Origin of the sequence: Burkholderia sola (assembly GCF_905400185.1) — a bacterium.
Taxonomy (GTDB): Bacteria; Pseudomonadota; Gammaproteobacteria; order Burkholderiales; family Burkholderiaceae; genus Burkholderia; species Burkholderia sola.
In genome coordinates, this window is record NZ_FR989676.1 from 2,719,285 (window position 1) to 2,736,376 (window position 17,092).

Here is a 17,092-nt window from a genome sequence, read left to right on the forward strand (position 1 = left end):
TTCAGGCCGCCTGCAATTCGAACGGGAACGTCGCGTGCCCGAACTCGACGCCCTGCGTGTTGAGCATCCGCGGCCGGTGGAACGCGGACAGTTGCGCACGCTGCTCGGCCGTACCGATCTGCAACCGCTCGAGGATTTCGCTGACGACCATATAGAGCACGTCGAGATTGCCGTCCTCGATCTTCACCGAGATGCCGAGCGCGCCGTCCGCGCCGAGTTGCCGCGTGCGTTCCGACGCGCGCACGCCGATTCCGTAGCACGCATCCGCGCCGAGCTTGCCGACCACCTGCCCGCCGAACGCGTTCATCAGCACCGTGCAATAGCGCCCTTCGCCGGCCACCAGCTCCGGATGAGCGGTCATCGCACGGTGAATGCGCGCCAGTGCGCGAATGCGGTCCGTGAGCGCGCCGCCCGCTTCCACCGCGTCCGCGCCGTCGGCCAGCGACGCGTACAGGCGCGCCAGCCGATCCAGCGAGAACGCCGGGGTCGGCAGGTTGCAGCCGTCGATGCCCCAGTCGACCTCGTCGTCGCGCAGCCCGCATGCATCGGCCACCACCTGCTTCACGCGCACCTGCATCGGATGGTCGGGCAGATGGTAATCGGCGATCGCGGCGCCGATCGCCTGCGCGCCGGCCAGCATCCCGACGTGCTTGCCCGAACAGTTGCTGCATACGCCGGTCGGCGTGTAGTCGCGCTTGATCCACGCCCGGTACACCGCGTCGGACAACGGCGGATGGCCGCCGCAGCGCAGATCCGATTCGTGCGCGGCGACCTTCGCGAGCATCGCGCGCGTGCGTTCGATGTGACGATCCTCGCTGCTGTGCGACGCGCACATCAGCGCGATGTCCGCGTCGTCGAAGCCGAAGCGCTCCGGCGCGCCCGTCTCGATCACCGATAGCGCCTGGGCCGGCTTGGCCGCCGACCGCGCGAGCGTCATCCGGAACGGATCGCCGAACCGGGCCAGCAGCCGGCCGCGTGCATCGACGACCGCCACATGGGCGATGTGCGTGTTCTCGATCGCCTTCCCGCGGTACGTGACGACCGCTGCGCGTGGGGTGTCCATCCTCTTTTGTCTCCTTGCTCGCGGGCCTGATGCCGGGGCCCGTCCAACCGGTACGGCAGTGTAGCGAGTCGCCGCCGCCGCGCGCCGGCCCTGATATGGAAAGCGGTGTTGCATGCGACGCAAAGGCGGTCGCCTTCCATGAAAGATTGACTGAATTAGTACAAAAACCCTTCCATCGGTTGCCTATTTACCGCTCAGCGGCGCGCTGCAGCGGGAACTGCCCGCACGCTCGCGCCTGTGCCGGGGCGGAGGCGGACCGAGGTATGCGCGTCGCGTCAGGCGTCACGGAAACGCCAGCAGCCGGGCGGATTTGAGCGCGTCAAGCGGCGTGCCCTGAAGCACATCCAGACCCAGTTGCCGCATGTACGCCAACGCGTTGGCAGTGAGGCCCGCATATTTCGACCAGTGCAGCATCAATTCCGAAACGGCGCTGCGTTGCCTCATCGATCGGCTTGCATCGATAGAACCTGTGGCGCGAGTCAATGTCGCGCGTTTTCCTGAACCTAAATCGAGAGTTATCGAGGTCGTCCCGTGTGCTCCGCTTTTTATATCAATCTGCATTGCAAAGCGGGATAACACAATAGAGCTATTGACTGCCCTCCCCGGCATCCGATGGTTTCGTGGTATTTACTTGCGGCAATCCGTTGTGCACCTGGACCACATGCGCACTGGTCAATGGATAGCTCGCCGCCTGCGAAGCAGCGGCAATCGGCAAGCGCGTGCGGCCAAGGTACTTGCCGCTTCCTCGAGGGCCACTACCATTCGCCGGAACCGGGCATACATCAGGCGGCTAGCCTTTTTATTCATCGCTCTCTGTTGACAATCTTGCTCGAATAACACCAGCAAACTCGCGTGTTCGACGAGACCGGCGGCGCCGACATCCCCGGCACGCGCTTCGTCGGCCGCCGGCCTGATGCAGCCTCAAGCACTCATGCATGGCGCGCACGTTCACGCGAGGTGGTACCGCAGCCAGAAGGTTTCGCGGCACGCGTTGTCGAACGTCAACCGCGACGGGTTGATCGGCTGCGCATCGGGATGGCGCAGCACGTCGTAGTCGATCCAGCATTCGGCGCACAGCAGGTCGGACGGCGCACGGTCCTGCTCGACCGAGCGGCGCACGATCGCGCCGTTGTCGAACCGGTATTCGGTTTCGTCGCGGGTGACCTCGACGTCGTCGTCGGTCCAGCGATCATGCGATGTCGCGTGCGACACGACCGACACGGACCCGGCGAGCCCGTGGATCGCGGCGACGTAGGAAATAAGCTTGTCCATGGCGAGACGGCGAACTGGCGGATGGCGCGCTTCGCGCCACGCATGCAGCGCGAAGCGGCCCGAGCGGCGAGTATAGCCGCGCGCCGAAGACCTTGCCGCTGGCGGGGTTTCGCGCGCTACGCGTCCAGCGCGAGCAGCGCGAACGTCGCGAGCCAGTGCTCGCCCATGTAGTCGCCCGCCACGTGCGCGAGCGCGCTCGCGAGATGCCGGTCGGCCGCATCGAGCAGCTTCGCGCGCCGCGCATCGCCTTCCGGCAGCGCGCCGGCCAGCGAACGCTGGCACCACGCACGGCTCAGGTTCAGCCCGTCGAGGTGCGCGATCTTGCCGTCGCTGCGGTCGCTGACCGTCGCCGGCTCGAACAGCGTCGCCGGCTCGCCGCGCGCGAGGTCGGGCAGGAAGCGCGCGAACCAGCCGTCGAATTCGGCGGCCGGCAGCACGCGCCGCATCAGTTCGGCTTCCATCAGCGCGGGCGACAGGAATTCGTCGCCCGACGGCTCCCACGCCTGGCATGCGACGTCGTTCAGGTGCCAGCGCTTCGCGGTATCGACGATCAGCGCGGCGAGCCCGTCGCGCTGCGTATCGCGCGCGAAATCGAGCGTGAGCGCCAGCGCGAACGCGGTGTTGAAGTGCGTGCCGACGCGCAGCGGATAGGTCGCCTTCGGCAGGAAAGTCTCGAAGCGCGACACGAACAGGTCGGCCAGCGGCGCCATCGTCTTCGCCCAGCGCGCGGCCTGCGGCAACACGCCCTTCAGCGCGAGCCGCTCGAGCTGCGCGACGAGCGCGAGCAGCCATGCCCAGCCGTACGGCCGCTCGAAGCCGCTGTTGTGCGGCAGCGCGAGATACGCGCGTTCGCCGGCAACGTTCGCGTCGGTAAAGTGCGCGTCGACGATCGCGACGATGCGCTCGGCCTCCGGCAATGCCGGGTAGCGTTCGAGCACGCGCAGCACGAGCCAGTAGCCGTGCACGCACGAGTGCCAGTCGTAGCTGCCGTAGAAGATCGGGTGCAGCGCGCGCGGCCCCTGCACGTCGTGCGGACCTTCGAGCGCATGCGTGAGCTTGTTCGGATATTCGCGGGTCAGGTGTGCGAGCGCGAGCGACGCGAATTTCGACGCGAGTTCGGGGGTCAGTCGGTCGGTCATGAGGATCTCGTCCATCGAATCAGAAGCGGAATACGAACGCGTACATCAGCAGCGTGTTCACGGCCAGCAGCAGCACGGCCGTCGGCCACTGCGCCTTGATCACGCCGTTCTTGTCCTTCAGTTCGAGCAGCGCCGCGGGCACGATGTTGAAGTTCGCGGCCATCGGCGTCATCAGCGTACCGCAGAAGCCGCTCAGCATTCCGATCGCGCCCATGATCGCCGGATTGCCGTGGAACTGGTGGACGATCAGCGGCAGGCCGATGCCGGCCGTCATCACCGGGAACGCGGCGAAGCCGTTGCCCATGATCATCGTGAACAGCGCCATGCCGACCGTGTAGGCCGCGACCACCGCGAACGGCGAATCGATCGGCACCCACTCCTTCACGAGCCCCGACACCACGCCGCCGACGCCCGCGACCGCGAACAGCGCGCCGAGCGCCGCGAGCATCTGCGGCAGGATCGCGGCCCAGCCGACCGCGTCCATCGTGTGGCGCGCTTCCTTCAGCGCATGCACGGGCGAATCGCGCAGCATCGCGAGCGCGACGACGAACGCGACGATCGTACCGAGCACGAGCGAGATCAGCGTCACGCTCTTCGGCTCGACGAACGGCACGAGCTTCAGCGCGAACGTGCCGATCAGCGTGACGAGCGGAATCAGCAGCGCGGGCAGGAACAGCCGGTTGCCGAAGCGCTGCGCGAGCGTCTCGCGCCGCACGGCCGCCGCAACGCCTGCCTCGTCCGACTGGCCGCGGCCGAGCTTGCCGGAGCCGGCGATCAGCGCGAGCGCGATCGCCAGGCACCCTGTGACGAAATGCGGCAGCAGCGCGCCGAACAGGAACGTGACCGCGTAGATGGCCCAGAACGCGAAATTGACGACGCGCCGCGGGTTCGTGCGGTCCGTCAGGTTGAAGTACGCGAACGCGGCGAACATCAGCCCGGCGAGCGTGTACAGCGATTCGAGGCCGATCATCGCGCGCCCTCCTGCTTCACCAGGCCGAAGCCGCGCGCGAGCCGGCGGTCGAGCAGCGCGAGGCGCGTGCAGTGAATCAGCAGCGCGGCGATCGCGGTCGGGATCGCCCACACCGACAGGTGCAGCGGCTCGATGGCGATGCCGTTTTGTTCGAGAAAGCCCTTGATCAGCAGGATCGACTGGATCGCGATGAAGATGTCCTCGCCGAAGAACACGGCGACGTTGTCCGCGCCCGACGCATGCGCGCGGATCTGCTGGCGCACCGACTCGGGCAGTTCGCCGTGCCGGCCGACCGCGGCGGCCTCGGCCATCGGCGCGATCAGCGGCCGCACCATCTGCGCGTGGCCGCCGAGCGACGTGAGGCCGAGTGCGGCCGTCGCCTGGCGCAGCACGAAGTACAGCATCAGCACGCGGCCCGTGGTGGCCGCCTGGACCCGCGAGATCATCCGCTTCGCCTGCTCCTTGAGCCCGTTGCGCTCGAGCAGCGCGATCACCGGCAGCGTGAGCCAGATCAGCCCCATGTAGCGGTTCTCGGTGAACGCCTTGCCGAACGCGCTGACGATGTCGACGAAATTCAGCCCGCCCGCCAGCCCCGTCGCGAGCCCCGCGATCGTGACCACCAGCAGCGCATTGAAGCGCAGCGCGAAGCCGATCACGACGATCGGCACCCCAATCAGCACCAGCATTTCCCCTCCTTGTGTCTGGACGCGCGGCACGTCGGCCGCGCGCGGCCGGCCCGGTTTGCATCGGGCTCGGACGGCGAAATCTAACACGAGACTTTATCGATAAAAAGTCGACAATTTGGCGGTTCGGGTAAACGTTGAAGCCGACGGACACCGTGCCCGCGCCGTGTGTCGGCCACATTTCATCGGACGAATCGGGCCGGCCGGCCCGCACGCGTGGCGCGGGCCCGGGACGCCGACTAAACTGAAAAGCATCGGCAACGTACGGGAGAGCCGCCATGATTGACGTATTCCAGACCATCGGCAGCCGCGCGTTCTCCGCCCATCTGGCGAAGGACGGGATGGTGACGCTGATGGAGCAACGCCATGAAGTCGACCGCGTGACGCTCGCGACCGCCTATGCCGCGCTCGTCGAGGAAGCCGAGCAGGAAGACGACCTGCGCGATGCGACGGTCGAAGGGATGATGCGCGCGCTGATCCAGGGCTACGCGCGCAGCCACTGACGGCGCGGCGGCGGGGCCGCTGCGCGGCCCGATGCCGCGGTACGGGCCGCTATGCAGCCGGCGTGCCCGCGCCCACGCCGAACCACCGGCCGTCGCGCAGTTGTCGGTAATCGGCCTGCGTGAAGATCCCCAGCAAATTCGCCACCGCGCCGTTGCTGGCACGATCGCGTTCCGTCATGAAGGCTTCGACCGCGTCGCGGCCGGCGAACAGGATCGTGCTGAAATACCGCTCGCGCTCCGCGTCGCAGAGGTTCGTCTCGCTCAACTGGTACGGATGGTGAAGCGCCGCGAACAGGAAGTAATAGCGTTCGGCGTCGTCGCGCAGCACGCGCACCGCATCGGGTTCGACCGGAAAATCGCGGTAGAACGACGCGTGTCCGCTCTCGATGTGGATTCGGTACAGCAAACGGCCGTCCTGCTCGATCACGATCGGCGCATGCGGGTCGCGGCTGACGAGGACGGTATCGGGCACGGTCATCCGGTTCTCTCCTTTCTTTTTGTCGATGCCGGCACGGTAACATGCGGACTTTTGCGGCGTGTCCGGACGGGATCGACTGGCCCGCTTGCAGGCAATGCGGCATCGCCATAGAGGAAACGCACTGAAACGGCACCATGCGCAAATTTTTCGATTGCCGCCGCCCGCGCCGCATGACAGCATTCGGGCGTCGTCAACCCAAAAGAATGCCGCGCCGTCCGGCCGCCGATGCCGCCCGGACGCGCCGAACCGGCTGCACCTTCCATGAACCCGGCCCACCTCCAACAACACTACGAACCGACCGGAGAATTCCGCTTGTGAACATCGGCATCGTCAACGACCTCCCGCTTGCCGTCGAGGCGATGCGCCGCGCGATCGCGCGACGGCCCGAGCACCGCGTGCTGTGGGTCGCGACCGACGGCGCGCAGGCCGTCGAACTGTGCGCCGCGCAGCCGCCCGACATCGTGCTGATGGATCTGATCATGCCGAAATTCGACGGGATCGAAGCGACGCGGCGGATCATGCGCTCCGAACGACCGTGCGCGATCCTGATCGTGACGAGCTGCATCGGCGCGAACGCGTGGCGCGTGTTCGAGGCGATGGGCGCCGGTGCGCTCGACGCGGTCGATACGCCGCGGCTCGGCGACGGCTCGGCCGGCGACACGACGAAACTGCTGCTCGCGAAGATCGACCAGATCGGCCGTCTGCTCGACGCGCCGGGCGGCACGCGCGTCACGGGCGCGGCCGCGCGCGGCGGCGCCGGCCCGCTGGTCGCGATCGGCGCATCGGCCGGCGGCCCCGGCGCGCTCGCGTCGATCCTCGGCAGCCTGCCGGCCGATTTCAATGCGCCGATCGTGATCGTGCAGCACGTCGATCGCGCGTTCGCCGAAGGCATGGCGCAATGGCTCGACGGTCAGACCCGGCTCGCCGTGCGCGTCGCGCACGAAGGCGACCGCCCGCAGCCGGGCGTCGCGCTGCTCGCCGCGACCGACGATCACCTGCGCATCACGCGCGCCGGCACGCTCGAATACACGCGGGAACCCGCCGCCACGCCGTATCGTCCGTCGGTCGACGTATTCTTCAACAGCCTGACCGAGCACTGGCCCGGCCGCGTGATCGGCGTACTGCTCACCGGGATGGGGCGCGACGGCGCGATCGGCCTGAAGGCGCTGCGAATGAAGGGCTACCATACGATCGCGCAGGACGAGGCAACCAGCGCCGTGTACGGGATGCCGAAGGCAGCCGCGACGCTCGGCGCGGCGCGCGCGATCCTGCCGCTCGGGCGCATCGCGGGCGAGCTGGCGGCGCTCGCGCGGATCTGAGCCCGACGATGACCGCGCGCAACGCCCATGCCTGCCCTTGCAACAACCGCAACAACCCGCATCGACCATGACGATTGACCTGACTCGCCCGCCGGGCGGCCCGACCGGGTCGCCCGCCGACGCGCCGGCGATGGTGCTGCTGGTCGACGACCAGACGATCGTCGCGGAAGCCGTGCGCCGCGCGCTCGTCGACGAGGACGGCATCGACTTCCACTACTGCCCGCGCTCGGACGACGCGATGGCCGCCGCGATCGAGACGCGCCCGACCGTGATCCTGCAGGATCTCGTGATGCCCGGCACCGACGGGCTGAGTCTCGTGCGCGCGTACCGCGCGAATCCGGCGACGCGCGACGTGCCGATCATCGTGTTGTCGACGCAGGAAGAACCGGTGATCAAGAGCGCCGCGTTCGCGTGCGGCGCGAACGACTATCTGGTCAAGCTGCCCGATCGCATCGAGCTCGTCGCGCGCATCCGCTACCACTCGCGCTCATATATGAACCTGCTGCAGCGCGACGAAGCCTATCGCGCGCTGCGGCAGTCGCAACAGCAACTGCTCGAGGCCAATCTCGAGCTGCGGCGCCTCACGCACTCCGACGGCCTGACCGGCTTGTCGAACCGGCGCTATCTCGACGAATACCTGGCCGCCGAGTGGCGGCGCGGCACGCGCGAGCGCAGCGAGCTGTCGCTGCTGATGATCGACGTCGACAACTTCAAGCTGTACAACGACACGTACGGACACGTGTCCGGCGACAGCGTGCTCAAGCAGATCGCGTCGACGATCGAGCGCTGCCTCGGGCAGTCGGGCGATCTCGCCGCGCGCTTCGGCGGCGAGGAATTCGCGGTCGTGATGCCGGCCACGTCGCCGGGCGCCGCGCGGCTGCTCGGCGAGAAGATCCGGCTCGCGGTCGAGGCGTTGCGCGTGCGGCACGCGCATGCGTCGACGGGCAACCAGATCGTGACGATCAGCATCGGCGGCGCGAGCATCGTGCCCGCACCCGGCCTGCCGACGACCGTGCTGATCGAGGCGGCCGACCGCGCGCTCTATCGCGCGAAGCACGAAGGCAAGAACCGGGTCGAGATCGATCCGTCGCCGACGCCGCCGGGCGCCGGCGGGTTCGGCGCGCGCTAGCTAGCGCACTCACGCGCCAGGTCCGGCGAGCGCGCCGCGCTCACGCGGCGCCGAGCCGGCGCGCGTAGTCGTGCGCATCCAGCGGGCGGCTGAACAGATAGCCCTGCTGCATGTCGCAGCCGATCTGCTGCAGAAACCACGACTGCGCCTGCGTCTCGACGCCTTCGGCCGTGACCTTCATGCCGAGCGAATGCGCCATCGCGACGACCGCCTGCGTGATCGCGACCGAGTCGTGATGATCGGGCACGCCCGACACGAACGAACGGTCGACCTTCAGGTTGTGCAGCGGAAAGCGCTTCAGGTACGCGAGCGACGAATAGCCGGTGCCGAAATCGTCGACCGAGATCCGCACGTTCATGTCCGTGAGCGCTTCGAGCATCGGCAGCACGGTGTCCGTGTCGTTCATCAGCACGCCTTCGGTGATCTCGAGTTCGAGCGCGGACGGGTCGAGCCGCGTTTGCGCGAGACAGCGGGCGACCGATTCGACGAGCCCTTCGTGAAACTGCCGCGGCGACAGGTTGACGGCCAGCATCAGGTCCGGCGCGATCGTGCGGCGCCACTCGGCCGCCTGCCGGCACGCGGTTTCGAGCACCCATTGGCCGATCGCGACGATCAGCCCCGTGTCTTCCGCGACCGGAATGAATTCCGCCGGCGACATCGGTCCGAGCTCGGGGCTCGTCCAGCGCAGCAGCGCTTCGGCGCCGACCGTGCGGCCGGTGCGCGCGTCGACCACGGGCTGATACGCGAGCCGCAGCATGTCCGACGCCAGCGCGCGCCGCAGCGACTGTTCGATCGCGAAGCGGCGCTGCAGCCGCAGGTTGAGCTGCGCGGTGAAGAACGTGAAATGGTTGCGGCCGTGCTGCTTCGCGTCGTACATCGCCGAATCGGCGTTGCGCATCAGCGTCACGGCGTCGTCGCCGTCGCGCGGCGCGACGCTGATGCCGATCGATACGCCGAGCCAGTATTCGTTGTTCGCGATCGCGAACGGCTTCGCGATCGCGTCGATGACCTCGCGCGCGAGCCCCGCGAGACGCTCGGGATCGTCGCAGTCGTCGACGAGGATCACGAACTCGTCGCCGCCGACGCGCGTGAGCGCGTAGCGGCCGTCCGCGCAGCCCGCGAGCCGCGCCGCGACGCTGCGCAGCAGCGCGTCGCCCGCGTCGTGGCCGGCCGTGTCGTTGACCTTCTTGAAGCCGACCAGATCGATGAACAGGATCGCGACGCGCGCAGACCCGGCCGCCGCATCGCGCACGCCGAACAGCTCGCGCATGCGGTCGCCGAGCCAGCGGCGATTGTAGAGGCCCGTCAGCGCGTCGCGGGTCGCCATGTAGCGCAACTGCTGCTGCGCTTCGCGCACGGGGCCGATGTCGTTGAACGACACGAGCACCGAGTCGGCCTGCGTCTCGCCCGGCCGCACGATCGGCACCGCGTTGCCGCGCACCCAGATGATGTCGCCGTCCGCGAGACCGAAGCCGACCGTGTAGTCGAGCATCGGCGTGGCCGTCTCGAGCGCGCGCCGGCTCGGCCAGTCGTGCGGGTCGATCGGCGTGCCGTCCTCGTACAGCTTGCGCAGGATCACCGTGGACAGCCGACGGCCGACGAGTTCGCCCTTCGCGCGGATCATCCGGTTCGCGCTCGGATTGCTCGCGATCACGACGCCCTCGCGCGACACGACGAGGATGCCCTCGCTCAGGCTGTTGACGACGAGCCGGTGATGTTCCTCGCTGCGCGCGAGCTGCCGTGCGATCCGGTCCTGGTGCACCGCGAGGCCGACGCTGTTGCCGATATCGCGCAACAGCCCCGTTTCCTCGTCGCTCGGGCGGCACGGCCGATGATGATAGACGGCGAACGCGCCGAGCACGACGCCCGCGTCGTCGAGGAACGGCACCGACCAGCACGCGCGCAAGCCGAGCGGCAACGCGATGGCGCGATAGTCGGCCCACAGCGGATCGGTTTCGATGTCCTCGACGGTGACCATCCGGCGCTCGTACATCGCGGTGCCGCACGAGCCGGCCGCGGGGCCGATCGTCGCGCCGTCGATCGCCGCGCTGTACTGCGCGGGCAGCGACGGCGCCGCGCCGACGCGCACGTGCACGCCGTCCGTATCGAGCAGCAGGATCGTGCACGACGCACCGTCGCCGAGCAAAGCCTCGGCACGCCGGCAAACTTCGACCAACAGTTCCGGCAGCGGCGTGTTGCGTGTGATCAGCCTCAGCACGCTCTGCTCGGATGCGAGCACTTCCGCGGCGAGCCCGAGGCTGTAGCGAGAACTTTGCGGTTCGGTATTCAAGTGAATCCTGCCGTCTGTCCGACCGGGTCTGGTGCGCCCGGTTCGTTATCGATATTTCGTGCCCTGTTCCGCTCCGGGTTTACGCCGATCCCCGGTGCGCCCCGTTTGCGCGCCGAGCGAGGGCGCGCCGAAATGTATTTAACACCAATCCGTGACGATCGACATACCTGCTTCCATCAGGGGATACGCTCGGTTGCCGCGCGGCGGGCGGCGGCGGCCGGTGCGATGAAAGGTTGCTGCGCCGCACGACGGCGCGGGCGCGCCGCCCGTCAATCCTTCCGGATCTGCTGACCGGCCGGGCGCGCGCGACGGCAGGCGCTGTCCGGCCGGCACCGCGCGCTTGTCCTGCTTCCGGCTCCGGCGGGGGCCCGCATCGCGGCCTCCCCCGCCGCGTTTCCGTATCCGTGATTCAATGTCGATCGAACCGGCGCCGTGCAAGCGGGCGGCACGGCGATTCGTACCCTCATCGATCGACCTTCACTGGATCCCCATGACGAACCCTGCCGAAATCAAGGCGCTCGTTTTCGATGTCTTCGGAACGATCGTCGACTGGAGAAGCGGTGTCGCACGCGGCGCCGCCGCATTCCTGGACCGCCACGCGCCGACGCTCGACCCGTTCGCGTTCGCCGATGCGTGGCGCGACGAATATTCGCCGTCGATGGAAGAAATCCGCAGCGGACGCCGCCGTTACGTGCGGCTCGACGTGCTGCATCGCGAGAACCTCGTCCGTACGCTCGACCGTTTCGGGATCGTCGACGTGCCCGATGCCGACATCGACGCACTCAATCTCGCGTGGCACCGGCTCGATCCGTGGCCCGACGCCGTCGCCGGGCTGCACCGGCTGAAGCGCCGTTACATCATCGCGCCGCTGTCGAACGGCAACATCCGGCTGATGGTCGACGTCGCGAAGCACGGCGGGCTGCCGTGGGACGCGATTCTCGGCGCCGAGGTCGCCCGCGCGTACAAGCCGTCGCCGGCCGTCTATACCGAAGCGGTCGAGATTCTCGGCCTCGCGCCGGCCGAGCTGTGCCTGGTGGCCGCGCACAACGGCGATCTGGCGGCCGCGCGCCGGCTCGGGCTGTCGACCGCGTTCGTGCTGCGGCCGACCGAGCACGGGCCCGGCCAGACGACCGACCTGCAAGCCGACGATGCGTGGGATTTCGACGTCAGGGATCTGAACGAACTCGCGGATCGGCTGGGTTGCCCGGGCTGAGTGTGCCGGGCGGCGCGGCCCGCCCCCGCGCCGCGATCGCGAGGCGGCGCACCTCCGCTACTTCACCACCGCCCGCCATGCGGTTCGCGCGTAGATGAGCAGCAACGGCAGCAGCGCCAGCGCGAACAGCAGGCATAGCGCGAGCACCCACACCGGCCATTGCTGCGGATTCCCGTGCGCCCAGTAACGGTACGGCACGCTCAGGAAGGCAAGTTCCATCAACAGCGCCCCAAGCGGCACGAGTCCGTTCAGCACCGCCGCCACGCCGAAGCGCGCCGCGCCGTCGATCTTCTTCCCGGCCCCGTACGCCGCGATCAGGTACACGAAATACCCGACGATCGCGACCATCACCGTGCCGCCGGCCAGCAACCCGATACTCCGCACGCTGCGTTCGTGCCACTGATGCGCCCCTTGCGGCAACACGACCTCGATCTTCTCGCCGATTTCGGGCACGGCGCCCGAGCGAATGTTGCCGGGTAGCGTGATACGTTCGCCATCCGGCATCACGGCTTCCAGGATCGACGTGTACTTGATGCACCGGTACGACGAGGTTCGCCCCGAACTGTCGCGGCGCTCGCAGGTATCCCACTCGGACTGGTAGGACACGACGGTCGCTTCGTATTTCGGCGATACCGCCAGTGCGTAAAGCTCGTCGCCGATCCAGTACGCGAACGGGAACAACAGCGACACGAGGCAAAAACACACGAGCCACCAGAACGCGACCGCGCCGCCGGAGCCGCGCTTGCCGCCCGTCTGTCGGCGCACCATGCGCGACGCGAGCCAGTAGGCGGTCACGCCGAATACCACCACGCATACCACGAACACCTTGCCCGCATGCGTCAAAGCCATTTGCCCTCTCCCCGCTAGCCCGGTCGAATCGCCGCCGGCCGTGTTGTCATCCAGATCGATCATCGCATCGCCGTCGCGCCCCGCCCGTCGACCGCTACGCCGGCTCGCCGACGAACCTCAGCGTGCCCGACTCCCCCGACAGCAGCGCGCGGTTCGCGTCCGCCGCCGCGCGCAGGTAATCCCACAGCGCGGTCACGCGCCGCAGCTTGCGCAGATCCTCGCGGCACGTCAGCCAGAAACACCGCGTGACGACCACGTCGTTCGGCAGCACGGGCACCAGCGCCGGCTGCGTGGCCGCGATGAAGCACGGCAGAATCGCGAGGCCGCCGCCCTGTAGCGCCGCGAAAACCTGCGCGATCACGCTCGTCGTGCGCAACCCGGCCGTAGCACCAGGCACCGCGCGGTCCAGGTACAGCAGTTCGTTGCTGAACGCGAGATCGTCGACGTAGCTGATGAATGCGTGCTGCGCGAGATCGTCCGTGCAGGTAATCGGCGCGTGATTCCCCAGATAGTCGCGCGTCGCATAGAGCCGCAACTGGTAGTCGCACAGCTTCGTGACCACGTAGGGCCCGCGCTCGGGCCGCTCGAGCGTGATCGCGAGATCGGCCTCGCGCTTCGGCAGGTTGACGAAATGCGGCACCGGCAGCAGGTCAACCGTCACGTGCGGATGCGCGGCGCGAAACTGCGCGAGCTGCGGCGCGAGGAAAAAACAGCCGAACCCTTCGGTCGACCCGATCCGCACGTGACCCGACAGCGCCTCCCCCGTGTTCGCGACCTGGTCGCACGCGGATTGCACGGTCGTCTCCATCGCATCCGCATACGCGACGAGCCGCTGCCCTTCGGCCGTCAGCGTGAAGCCGCCGGAGCGCGACTTGTCGAACAGCAGCGTGCCCATCGCGGCTTCGAGCGCGCGGATGCGCCGCGCGACGGTCGTGTAGTCGACGCCGAGCCGCTTCGCCGCGCCGCTCGCGCGCTGCGTGCGCGCGACTTCGAGGAAAAAGCGCAGGTCGTCCCAGTTCAGGTTGCCGGAAACCGGCTCGGTGGCATGTCGCATCGGCGAGGAAAAAGGAGGGGTCTCCGGGCCGGCCGTCGATATGCATAAATGCACATCCAACCGGTTTCTTTATCGGTACATCGTGAATCTGCGCATAACTATACTCGACCGTGACCTGCGGACCATGAGCCGCGGGCAATAAAACCGGAGACACCATGCAGACCCGATCCACCCTCGATGAGCATGCGACCATCGCGACGCCGGCGCCCGAGCGCACCGCGAAGCATTACCTGCTGGCCGGCTGGGCCAGCATGGCCGGCACCACGATCGAGTGGTACGACTTCTTCCTGTACGGCACGGCCGCCGCGCTCGTGTTCAACCGCATCTTCTTCCCGTCGCTGGACCCGGTCGTCGGCACGCTCGCCGCGTTCGGCACGTTCGCGGTCGGCTTCATCGGGCGGCCGATGGGCGGCATCGTGTTCGGCCACTTCGGCGATCGCATCGGCCGCAAGTCGATGCTGATGATCACGCTGCTGCTGATGGGCGTGCCGAGCATGATCATCGGGCTGATCCCGTCGTACGACAGCATCGGCTACTGGGCGGCCGCGCTGTTGATCGCGATGCGCTTCCTGCAGGGGATGGCGGTGGGCGGCGAATGGGGCGGCGCGGTGCTGATGGCCGTCGAGCACGCGCCGAAAGGCCGCAAGGGGCTGTTCGGCAGCCTGCCGCAGACGGGTGTCGGGCTCGGCCTGATCCTGTCGTCGGTCGCGATGGCCGCGGTGGCCGCGCTGCCGGAAGCCGACATGCTGTCGTGGGGCTGGCGCGTGCCGTTCCTCGCGAGCATCGCGCTCGTCGGCCTCGGCTGGTTCATCCGCGCGAAGGTGCCCGAATCGCCCGACTTCGAGAAGGTCCGCAAGCAGGGCAAGGCCGAGAAATCGCCGGTGACGGCCGCGCTGCGCCGCCATCCGCGCGAAGTGCTGACGATCGTCGGCGCACGCGCCGCCGAGAACACCTGGTTCTACATGGTCGTCACGTTCGCGCTCGCTTACGCGACGCAGCAGCTGCATCTGCCGAAGGCCGAGATGCTGCACGCGATCACGGCCGGCGCGGCGCTGTCGCTCGTCACGATGCCGCTGTGCGGGCATCTGAGCGACCGCATCGGCCAGCGCCGGATGTTCGCGATCGGCCTCGTGCTGATGTGCGCGTTCGCCGCGCCGTTCTTCATGATGCTCGGCACGCAGCAGACGTCGTATGCATGGTGGGCGATCGTGCTCGGCCTCGGCGTCGTGTTCCCGATCCTCTATGCGCCGGAATCGCTGCTGTTCGCGCAGCAATTCCCGGCGGAAATCCGCTACAGCGGCATCTCGCTGTCGGTGCAGCTGGCCGGCGTGATCGGCGGCGGCTTCGCACCGATGATCGCGACGTCGCTGCTGAAGGCCGGCGGCGGCCAGCCGCACTACGTGATCGCGTACCTCGTCGGCTTCGGCGTGTTCGCGCTCGTGTGTACCGCGTTGATGCGGCCGGCGCGCGCGTAGCGCCGCACCCGCATTCCATCGATTTCAGTTCGACCTGCCGTCCGCCGTGGCCGCACGCGCGGCGGACGCAGGCCACCCTTTTGCTTCGCACCACCGTTTCCCGGAGAGTTCCATGAACGCCGCAGTTCCCCAGACCACCCTCGCCCTGCCCACCGCCAAGCTGCTGATCGACGGCGCGTTCGTCGATTCGCAAAGCGCCGAATGGGGCGACATCGTCAACCCCGCGACGCAGCAAGTGATCGGCCGCGTGCCGTACGCGACGCTCGACGAGGTCGATGCCGCGATCGCGTCCGCGCAGCACGCGTTCCAGACCTGGAAGACGACGCCGATCGGCGCGCGGCTGCGCATCATGCTGAAGTTCCAGGACCTCGTGCGCCGCAATCTCGAACGGATCGCGCACACGCTGACGGCCGAGCAAGGCAAGACGCTGCCCGATGCGCAGGGCGACATCTTCCGCGGCCTCGAAGTGGTCGAGCACGCGTGCTCGATCGGCACGCTGCAACAAGGCGAATTCGCGGAGAACGTCGCGGGCGGCGTCGACACCTACACGCTGCGCCAGCCGATCGGCGTGTGCGCGGGCATCACGCCGTTCAACTTCCCCGGGATGATTCCGCTGTGGATGTTCCCGATGGCGATCGTCTGCGGCAACACGTTCGTGCTGAAGCCGTCCGAGCAGGACCCGCTGTCGACGATGCAGCTCGTCGAACTCGCGATCGAGGCCGGCGTGCCGCAAGGCGTGCTGAACGTCGTGCACGGCGGCAAGACGGTGGTCGACCGCCTGTGCACGCACCCGGACATCAAGGCGATCTCGTTCGTCGGTTCGACGCGCGTCGGCACGCACGTGTACAACCTCGGCAGCCAGCACGGCAAGCGCGTGCAGTCGATGATGGGCGCGAAGAACCACGCGGTCGTGCTGCCCGATGCGCACCGCGAGCAGTCGATCAACGCGCTCGTCGGCGCGGGCTTCGGCGCGGCCGGCCAACGCTGCATGGCGACCTCCGTCGTCGTGCTGGTCGGCAAGGCACGCGACTGGCTGCCCGATCTCGTCGAAAAGGCGAAGGCGCTGAAGGTCAACGCCGGAGCCGAAGCCGGCACCGACGTCGGCCCGGTCGTGTCGAAGGCGGCGAAGGAACGCATCCTGTCGCTGATCGACGCCGGCGTGAAGGAAGGCGCGACGCTGCTGCTCGACGGCCGCGACGTGAAGGTGCCCGGCTACGAGCACGGCAACTTCGTCGGCCCGACGATCTTCTCGGGCGTGACGACCGACATGTCGATCTACACGGAAGAAATCTTCGGGCCGGTGGTGGTCGTGATGGAAGCCGACACGCTCGACGACGCGATCGCGCTCGTCAACCGCAATCCGATGGGCAACGGCGTGGGCCTGTTCACGCAGAGCGGCGCGGCCGCGCGCAAGTTCCAGAGCGAGATCGACGTCGGGCAGGTCGGCATCAACATTCCGATTCCGGTGCCGGTGCCGTACTTCAGCTTCACCGGTTCGCGCGGCTCGAAGCTCGGCGATCTCGGCCCGTACGGCAAGCAGGTCGTGCAGTTCTACACGCAGACGAAGACGGTCACCGCGCGCTGGTTCGACGACGACGCGACGGCCGGCGGCGTGAACACGACGATCGCGTTGCGCTGATCCGACGGAGCCCGCA

General features: G+C 68.1%; 16 protein-coding genes. 6 read left to right on the forward strand and 10 right to left on the reverse strand.

Features of this window, described 5'->3' with window-relative positions:
- Position 1: 1 nt before the first annotated feature.
- From KR541_RS28540 to KR541_RS28565, 6 genes are all read right to left on the reverse strand, one after another.
- Positions 2-1,063 carry an asparaginase gene (locus tag KR541_RS28540; RefSeq protein ID WP_050013762.1) on the reverse strand — a complete coding sequence of 354 codons (1,062 nt, stop codon included), beginning with the start codon at positions 1,061-1,063 and terminating at the stop codon, positions 2-4.
- Between the two features lie 282 nt (positions 1,064-1,345).
- Positions 1,346-1,624, reverse strand: coding sequence for a hypothetical protein (locus tag KR541_RS28545; RefSeq protein ID WP_235356213.1), 279 nt, complete (start codon positions 1,622-1,624; stop codon positions 1,346-1,348).
- A gap of 387 nt (positions 1,625-2,011) precedes the next feature.
- Positions 2,012-2,335: a hypothetical protein gene (locus KR541_RS28550; RefSeq protein WP_050013761.1), complete on the reverse strand. Its 324-nt coding sequence runs from the start codon at positions 2,333-2,335 to the stop codon at positions 2,012-2,014.
- A 116-nt stretch (positions 2,336-2,451) separates the two neighbouring features.
- Entirely contained in the window at positions 2,452-3,474 is a 1,023-nt protein-coding gene (locus KR541_RS28555) for a DUF2891 domain-containing protein (RefSeq protein WP_050013760.1), read from the reverse strand.
- Between the two features lie 19 nt (positions 3,475-3,493).
- On the reverse strand, positions 3,494-4,444 hold the full coding sequence (locus KR541_RS28560) for a DUF979 domain-containing protein (RefSeq protein WP_204384214.1): 951 nt from the start codon (positions 4,442-4,444) through the stop codon (positions 3,494-3,496).
- Complete coding sequence (locus KR541_RS28565) at positions 4,441-5,130, reverse strand: DUF969 domain-containing protein (RefSeq protein WP_124638563.1); 690 nt, start codon at positions 5,128-5,130, stop codon at positions 4,441-4,443. Before KR541_RS28565 ends, KR541_RS28560 begins: the two co-directional genes overlap by 4 nt.
- A 275-nt stretch (positions 5,131-5,405) precedes the next feature.
- Here KR541_RS28565 and KR541_RS28570 point away from each other — a divergent pair, with 275 nt between their 5' ends.
- Positions 5,406-5,630, forward strand: coding sequence for a hypothetical protein (locus KR541_RS28570; protein WP_050013757.1), 225 nt, complete (start codon positions 5,406-5,408; stop codon positions 5,628-5,630).
- A 49-nt stretch (positions 5,631-5,679) separates the two neighbouring features.
- Here the strand turns inward: KR541_RS28570 and KR541_RS28575 are convergent, their stop codons facing one another.
- Positions 5,680-6,108 carry a hypothetical protein gene (locus KR541_RS28575; RefSeq protein ID WP_050013756.1) on the reverse strand — a complete coding sequence of 143 codons (429 nt, stop codon included), beginning with the start codon at positions 6,106-6,108 and terminating at the stop codon, positions 5,680-5,682.
- A 314-nt stretch (positions 6,109-6,422) separates the two neighbouring features.
- Between KR541_RS28575 and cheB the strand changes: the two genes are divergently transcribed.
- Together cheB and KR541_RS28585 are read left to right on the forward strand one after the other, a co-directional pair.
- Positions 6,423-7,427, forward strand: coding sequence for a chemotaxis response regulator protein-glutamate methylesterase (cheB, locus tag KR541_RS28580; protein ID WP_050013755.1), 1,005 nt, complete (start codon positions 6,423-6,425; stop codon positions 7,425-7,427).
- Between the two features lie 67 nt (positions 7,428-7,494).
- Entirely contained in the window at positions 7,495-8,556 is a 1,062-nt protein-coding gene (locus KR541_RS28585) for a diguanylate cyclase (protein WP_050013754.1), read from the forward strand.
- A gap of 40 nt (positions 8,557-8,596) precedes the next feature.
- Here KR541_RS28585 and KR541_RS28590 read toward each other — a convergent pair whose 3' ends face one another.
- On the reverse strand, positions 8,597-10,846 hold the full coding sequence (locus tag KR541_RS28590) for a putative bifunctional diguanylate cyclase/phosphodiesterase (RefSeq protein WP_124630461.1): 2,250 nt from the start codon (positions 10,844-10,846) through the stop codon (positions 8,597-8,599).
- Positions 10,847-11,336: 490 nt separating this feature from the next.
- On the opposite strand from KR541_RS28590, the gene KR541_RS28595 reads away from it, so the two are divergent.
- The gene (locus tag KR541_RS28595) at positions 11,337-12,059 is read left to right on the forward strand and encodes a haloacid dehalogenase type II (protein WP_050013752.1); all 723 of its coding nucleotides are present in this window, start codon (positions 11,337-11,339) and stop codon (positions 12,057-12,059) included.
- Positions 12,060-12,116: 57 nt separating this feature from the next.
- On the opposite strand, the gene KR541_RS28600 is transcribed toward KR541_RS28595, so the two are convergent.
- On the reverse strand, positions 12,117-12,908 hold the full coding sequence (locus KR541_RS28600) for a uracil permease (protein ID WP_216089952.1): 792 nt from the start codon (positions 12,906-12,908) through the stop codon (positions 12,117-12,119).
- Between the two features lie 94 nt (positions 12,909-13,002).
- Positions 13,003-13,962 (reverse strand): LysR family transcriptional regulator, encoded by a 960-nt coding sequence (locus KR541_RS28605; protein WP_050013750.1) that lies wholly within the window; start codon positions 13,960-13,962, stop codon positions 13,003-13,005.
- A 155-nt stretch (positions 13,963-14,117) separates the two neighbouring features.
- On the opposite strand from KR541_RS28605, the gene KR541_RS28610 reads away from it, so the two are divergent.
- A complete protein-coding gene (locus KR541_RS28610; RefSeq protein ID WP_089489248.1) occupies positions 14,118-15,437 on the forward strand; it encodes an MFS transporter in 1,320 nt (439 codons plus the stop codon).
- A gap of 112 nt (positions 15,438-15,549) precedes the next feature.
- The gene (locus tag KR541_RS28615; protein ID WP_204384208.1) at positions 15,550-17,076 is read left to right on the forward strand and encodes a CoA-acylating methylmalonate-semialdehyde dehydrogenase; all 1,527 of its coding nucleotides are present in this window, start codon (positions 15,550-15,552) and stop codon (positions 17,074-17,076) included.
- The last annotated feature ends 16 nt before the right edge of the window (positions 17,077-17,092 follow it).

Excerpts from the sequence above, each read along its gene's own strand:
- KR541_RS28540 (WP_050013762.1), bottom strand. The coding sequence starts at position 1,063 with ATGGACACCCCACGCGCAGCGGTCGTCACGTACCGCGGGAAGGCGATC.
- KR541_RS28545 (WP_235356213.1), bottom strand. The coding sequence starts at position 1,624 with ATGCAGATTGATATAAAAAGCGGAGCACACGGGACGACCTCGATAACT.
- KR541_RS28550 (WP_050013761.1), bottom strand. The coding sequence starts at position 2,335 with ATGGACAAGCTTATTTCCTACGTCGCCGCGATCCACGGGCTCGCCGGG.
- KR541_RS28555 (WP_050013760.1), bottom strand. The coding sequence starts at position 3,474 with ATGACCGACCGACTGACCCCCGAACTCGCGTCGAAATTCGCGTCGCTC.
- KR541_RS28560 (WP_204384214.1), bottom strand. The coding sequence starts at position 4,444 with ATGATCGGCCTCGAATCGCTGTACACGCTCGCCGGGCTGATGTTCGCC.
- KR541_RS28565 (WP_124638563.1), bottom strand. The coding sequence starts at position 5,130 with ATGCTGGTGCTGATTGGGGTGCCGATCGTCGTGATCGGCTTCGCGCTG.
- KR541_RS28570 (WP_050013757.1), top strand. The coding sequence starts at position 5,406 with ATGATTGACGTATTCCAGACCATCGGCAGCCGCGCGTTCTCCGCCCAT.
- KR541_RS28575 (WP_050013756.1), bottom strand. The coding sequence starts at position 6,108 with ATGACCGTGCCCGATACCGTCCTCGTCAGCCGCGACCCGCATGCGCCG.
- KR541_RS28585 (WP_050013754.1), top strand. The coding sequence starts at position 7,495 with ATGACGATTGACCTGACTCGCCCGCCGGGCGGCCCGACCGGGTCGCCC.
- KR541_RS28595 (WP_050013752.1), top strand. The coding sequence starts at position 11,337 with ATGACGAACCCTGCCGAAATCAAGGCGCTCGTTTTCGATGTCTTCGGA.
- KR541_RS28600 (WP_216089952.1), bottom strand. The coding sequence starts at position 12,908 with ATGGCTTTGACGCATGCGGGCAAGGTGTTCGTGGTATGCGTGGTGGTA.
- KR541_RS28605 (WP_050013750.1), bottom strand. The coding sequence starts at position 13,962 with ATGCGACATGCCACCGAGCCGGTTTCCGGCAACCTGAACTGGGACGAC.
- KR541_RS28610 (WP_089489248.1), top strand. The coding sequence starts at position 14,118 with ATGCAGACCCGATCCACCCTCGATGAGCATGCGACCATCGCGACGCCG.
- KR541_RS28615 (WP_204384208.1), top strand. The coding sequence starts at position 15,550 with ATGAACGCCGCAGTTCCCCAGACCACCCTCGCCCTGCCCACCGCCAAG.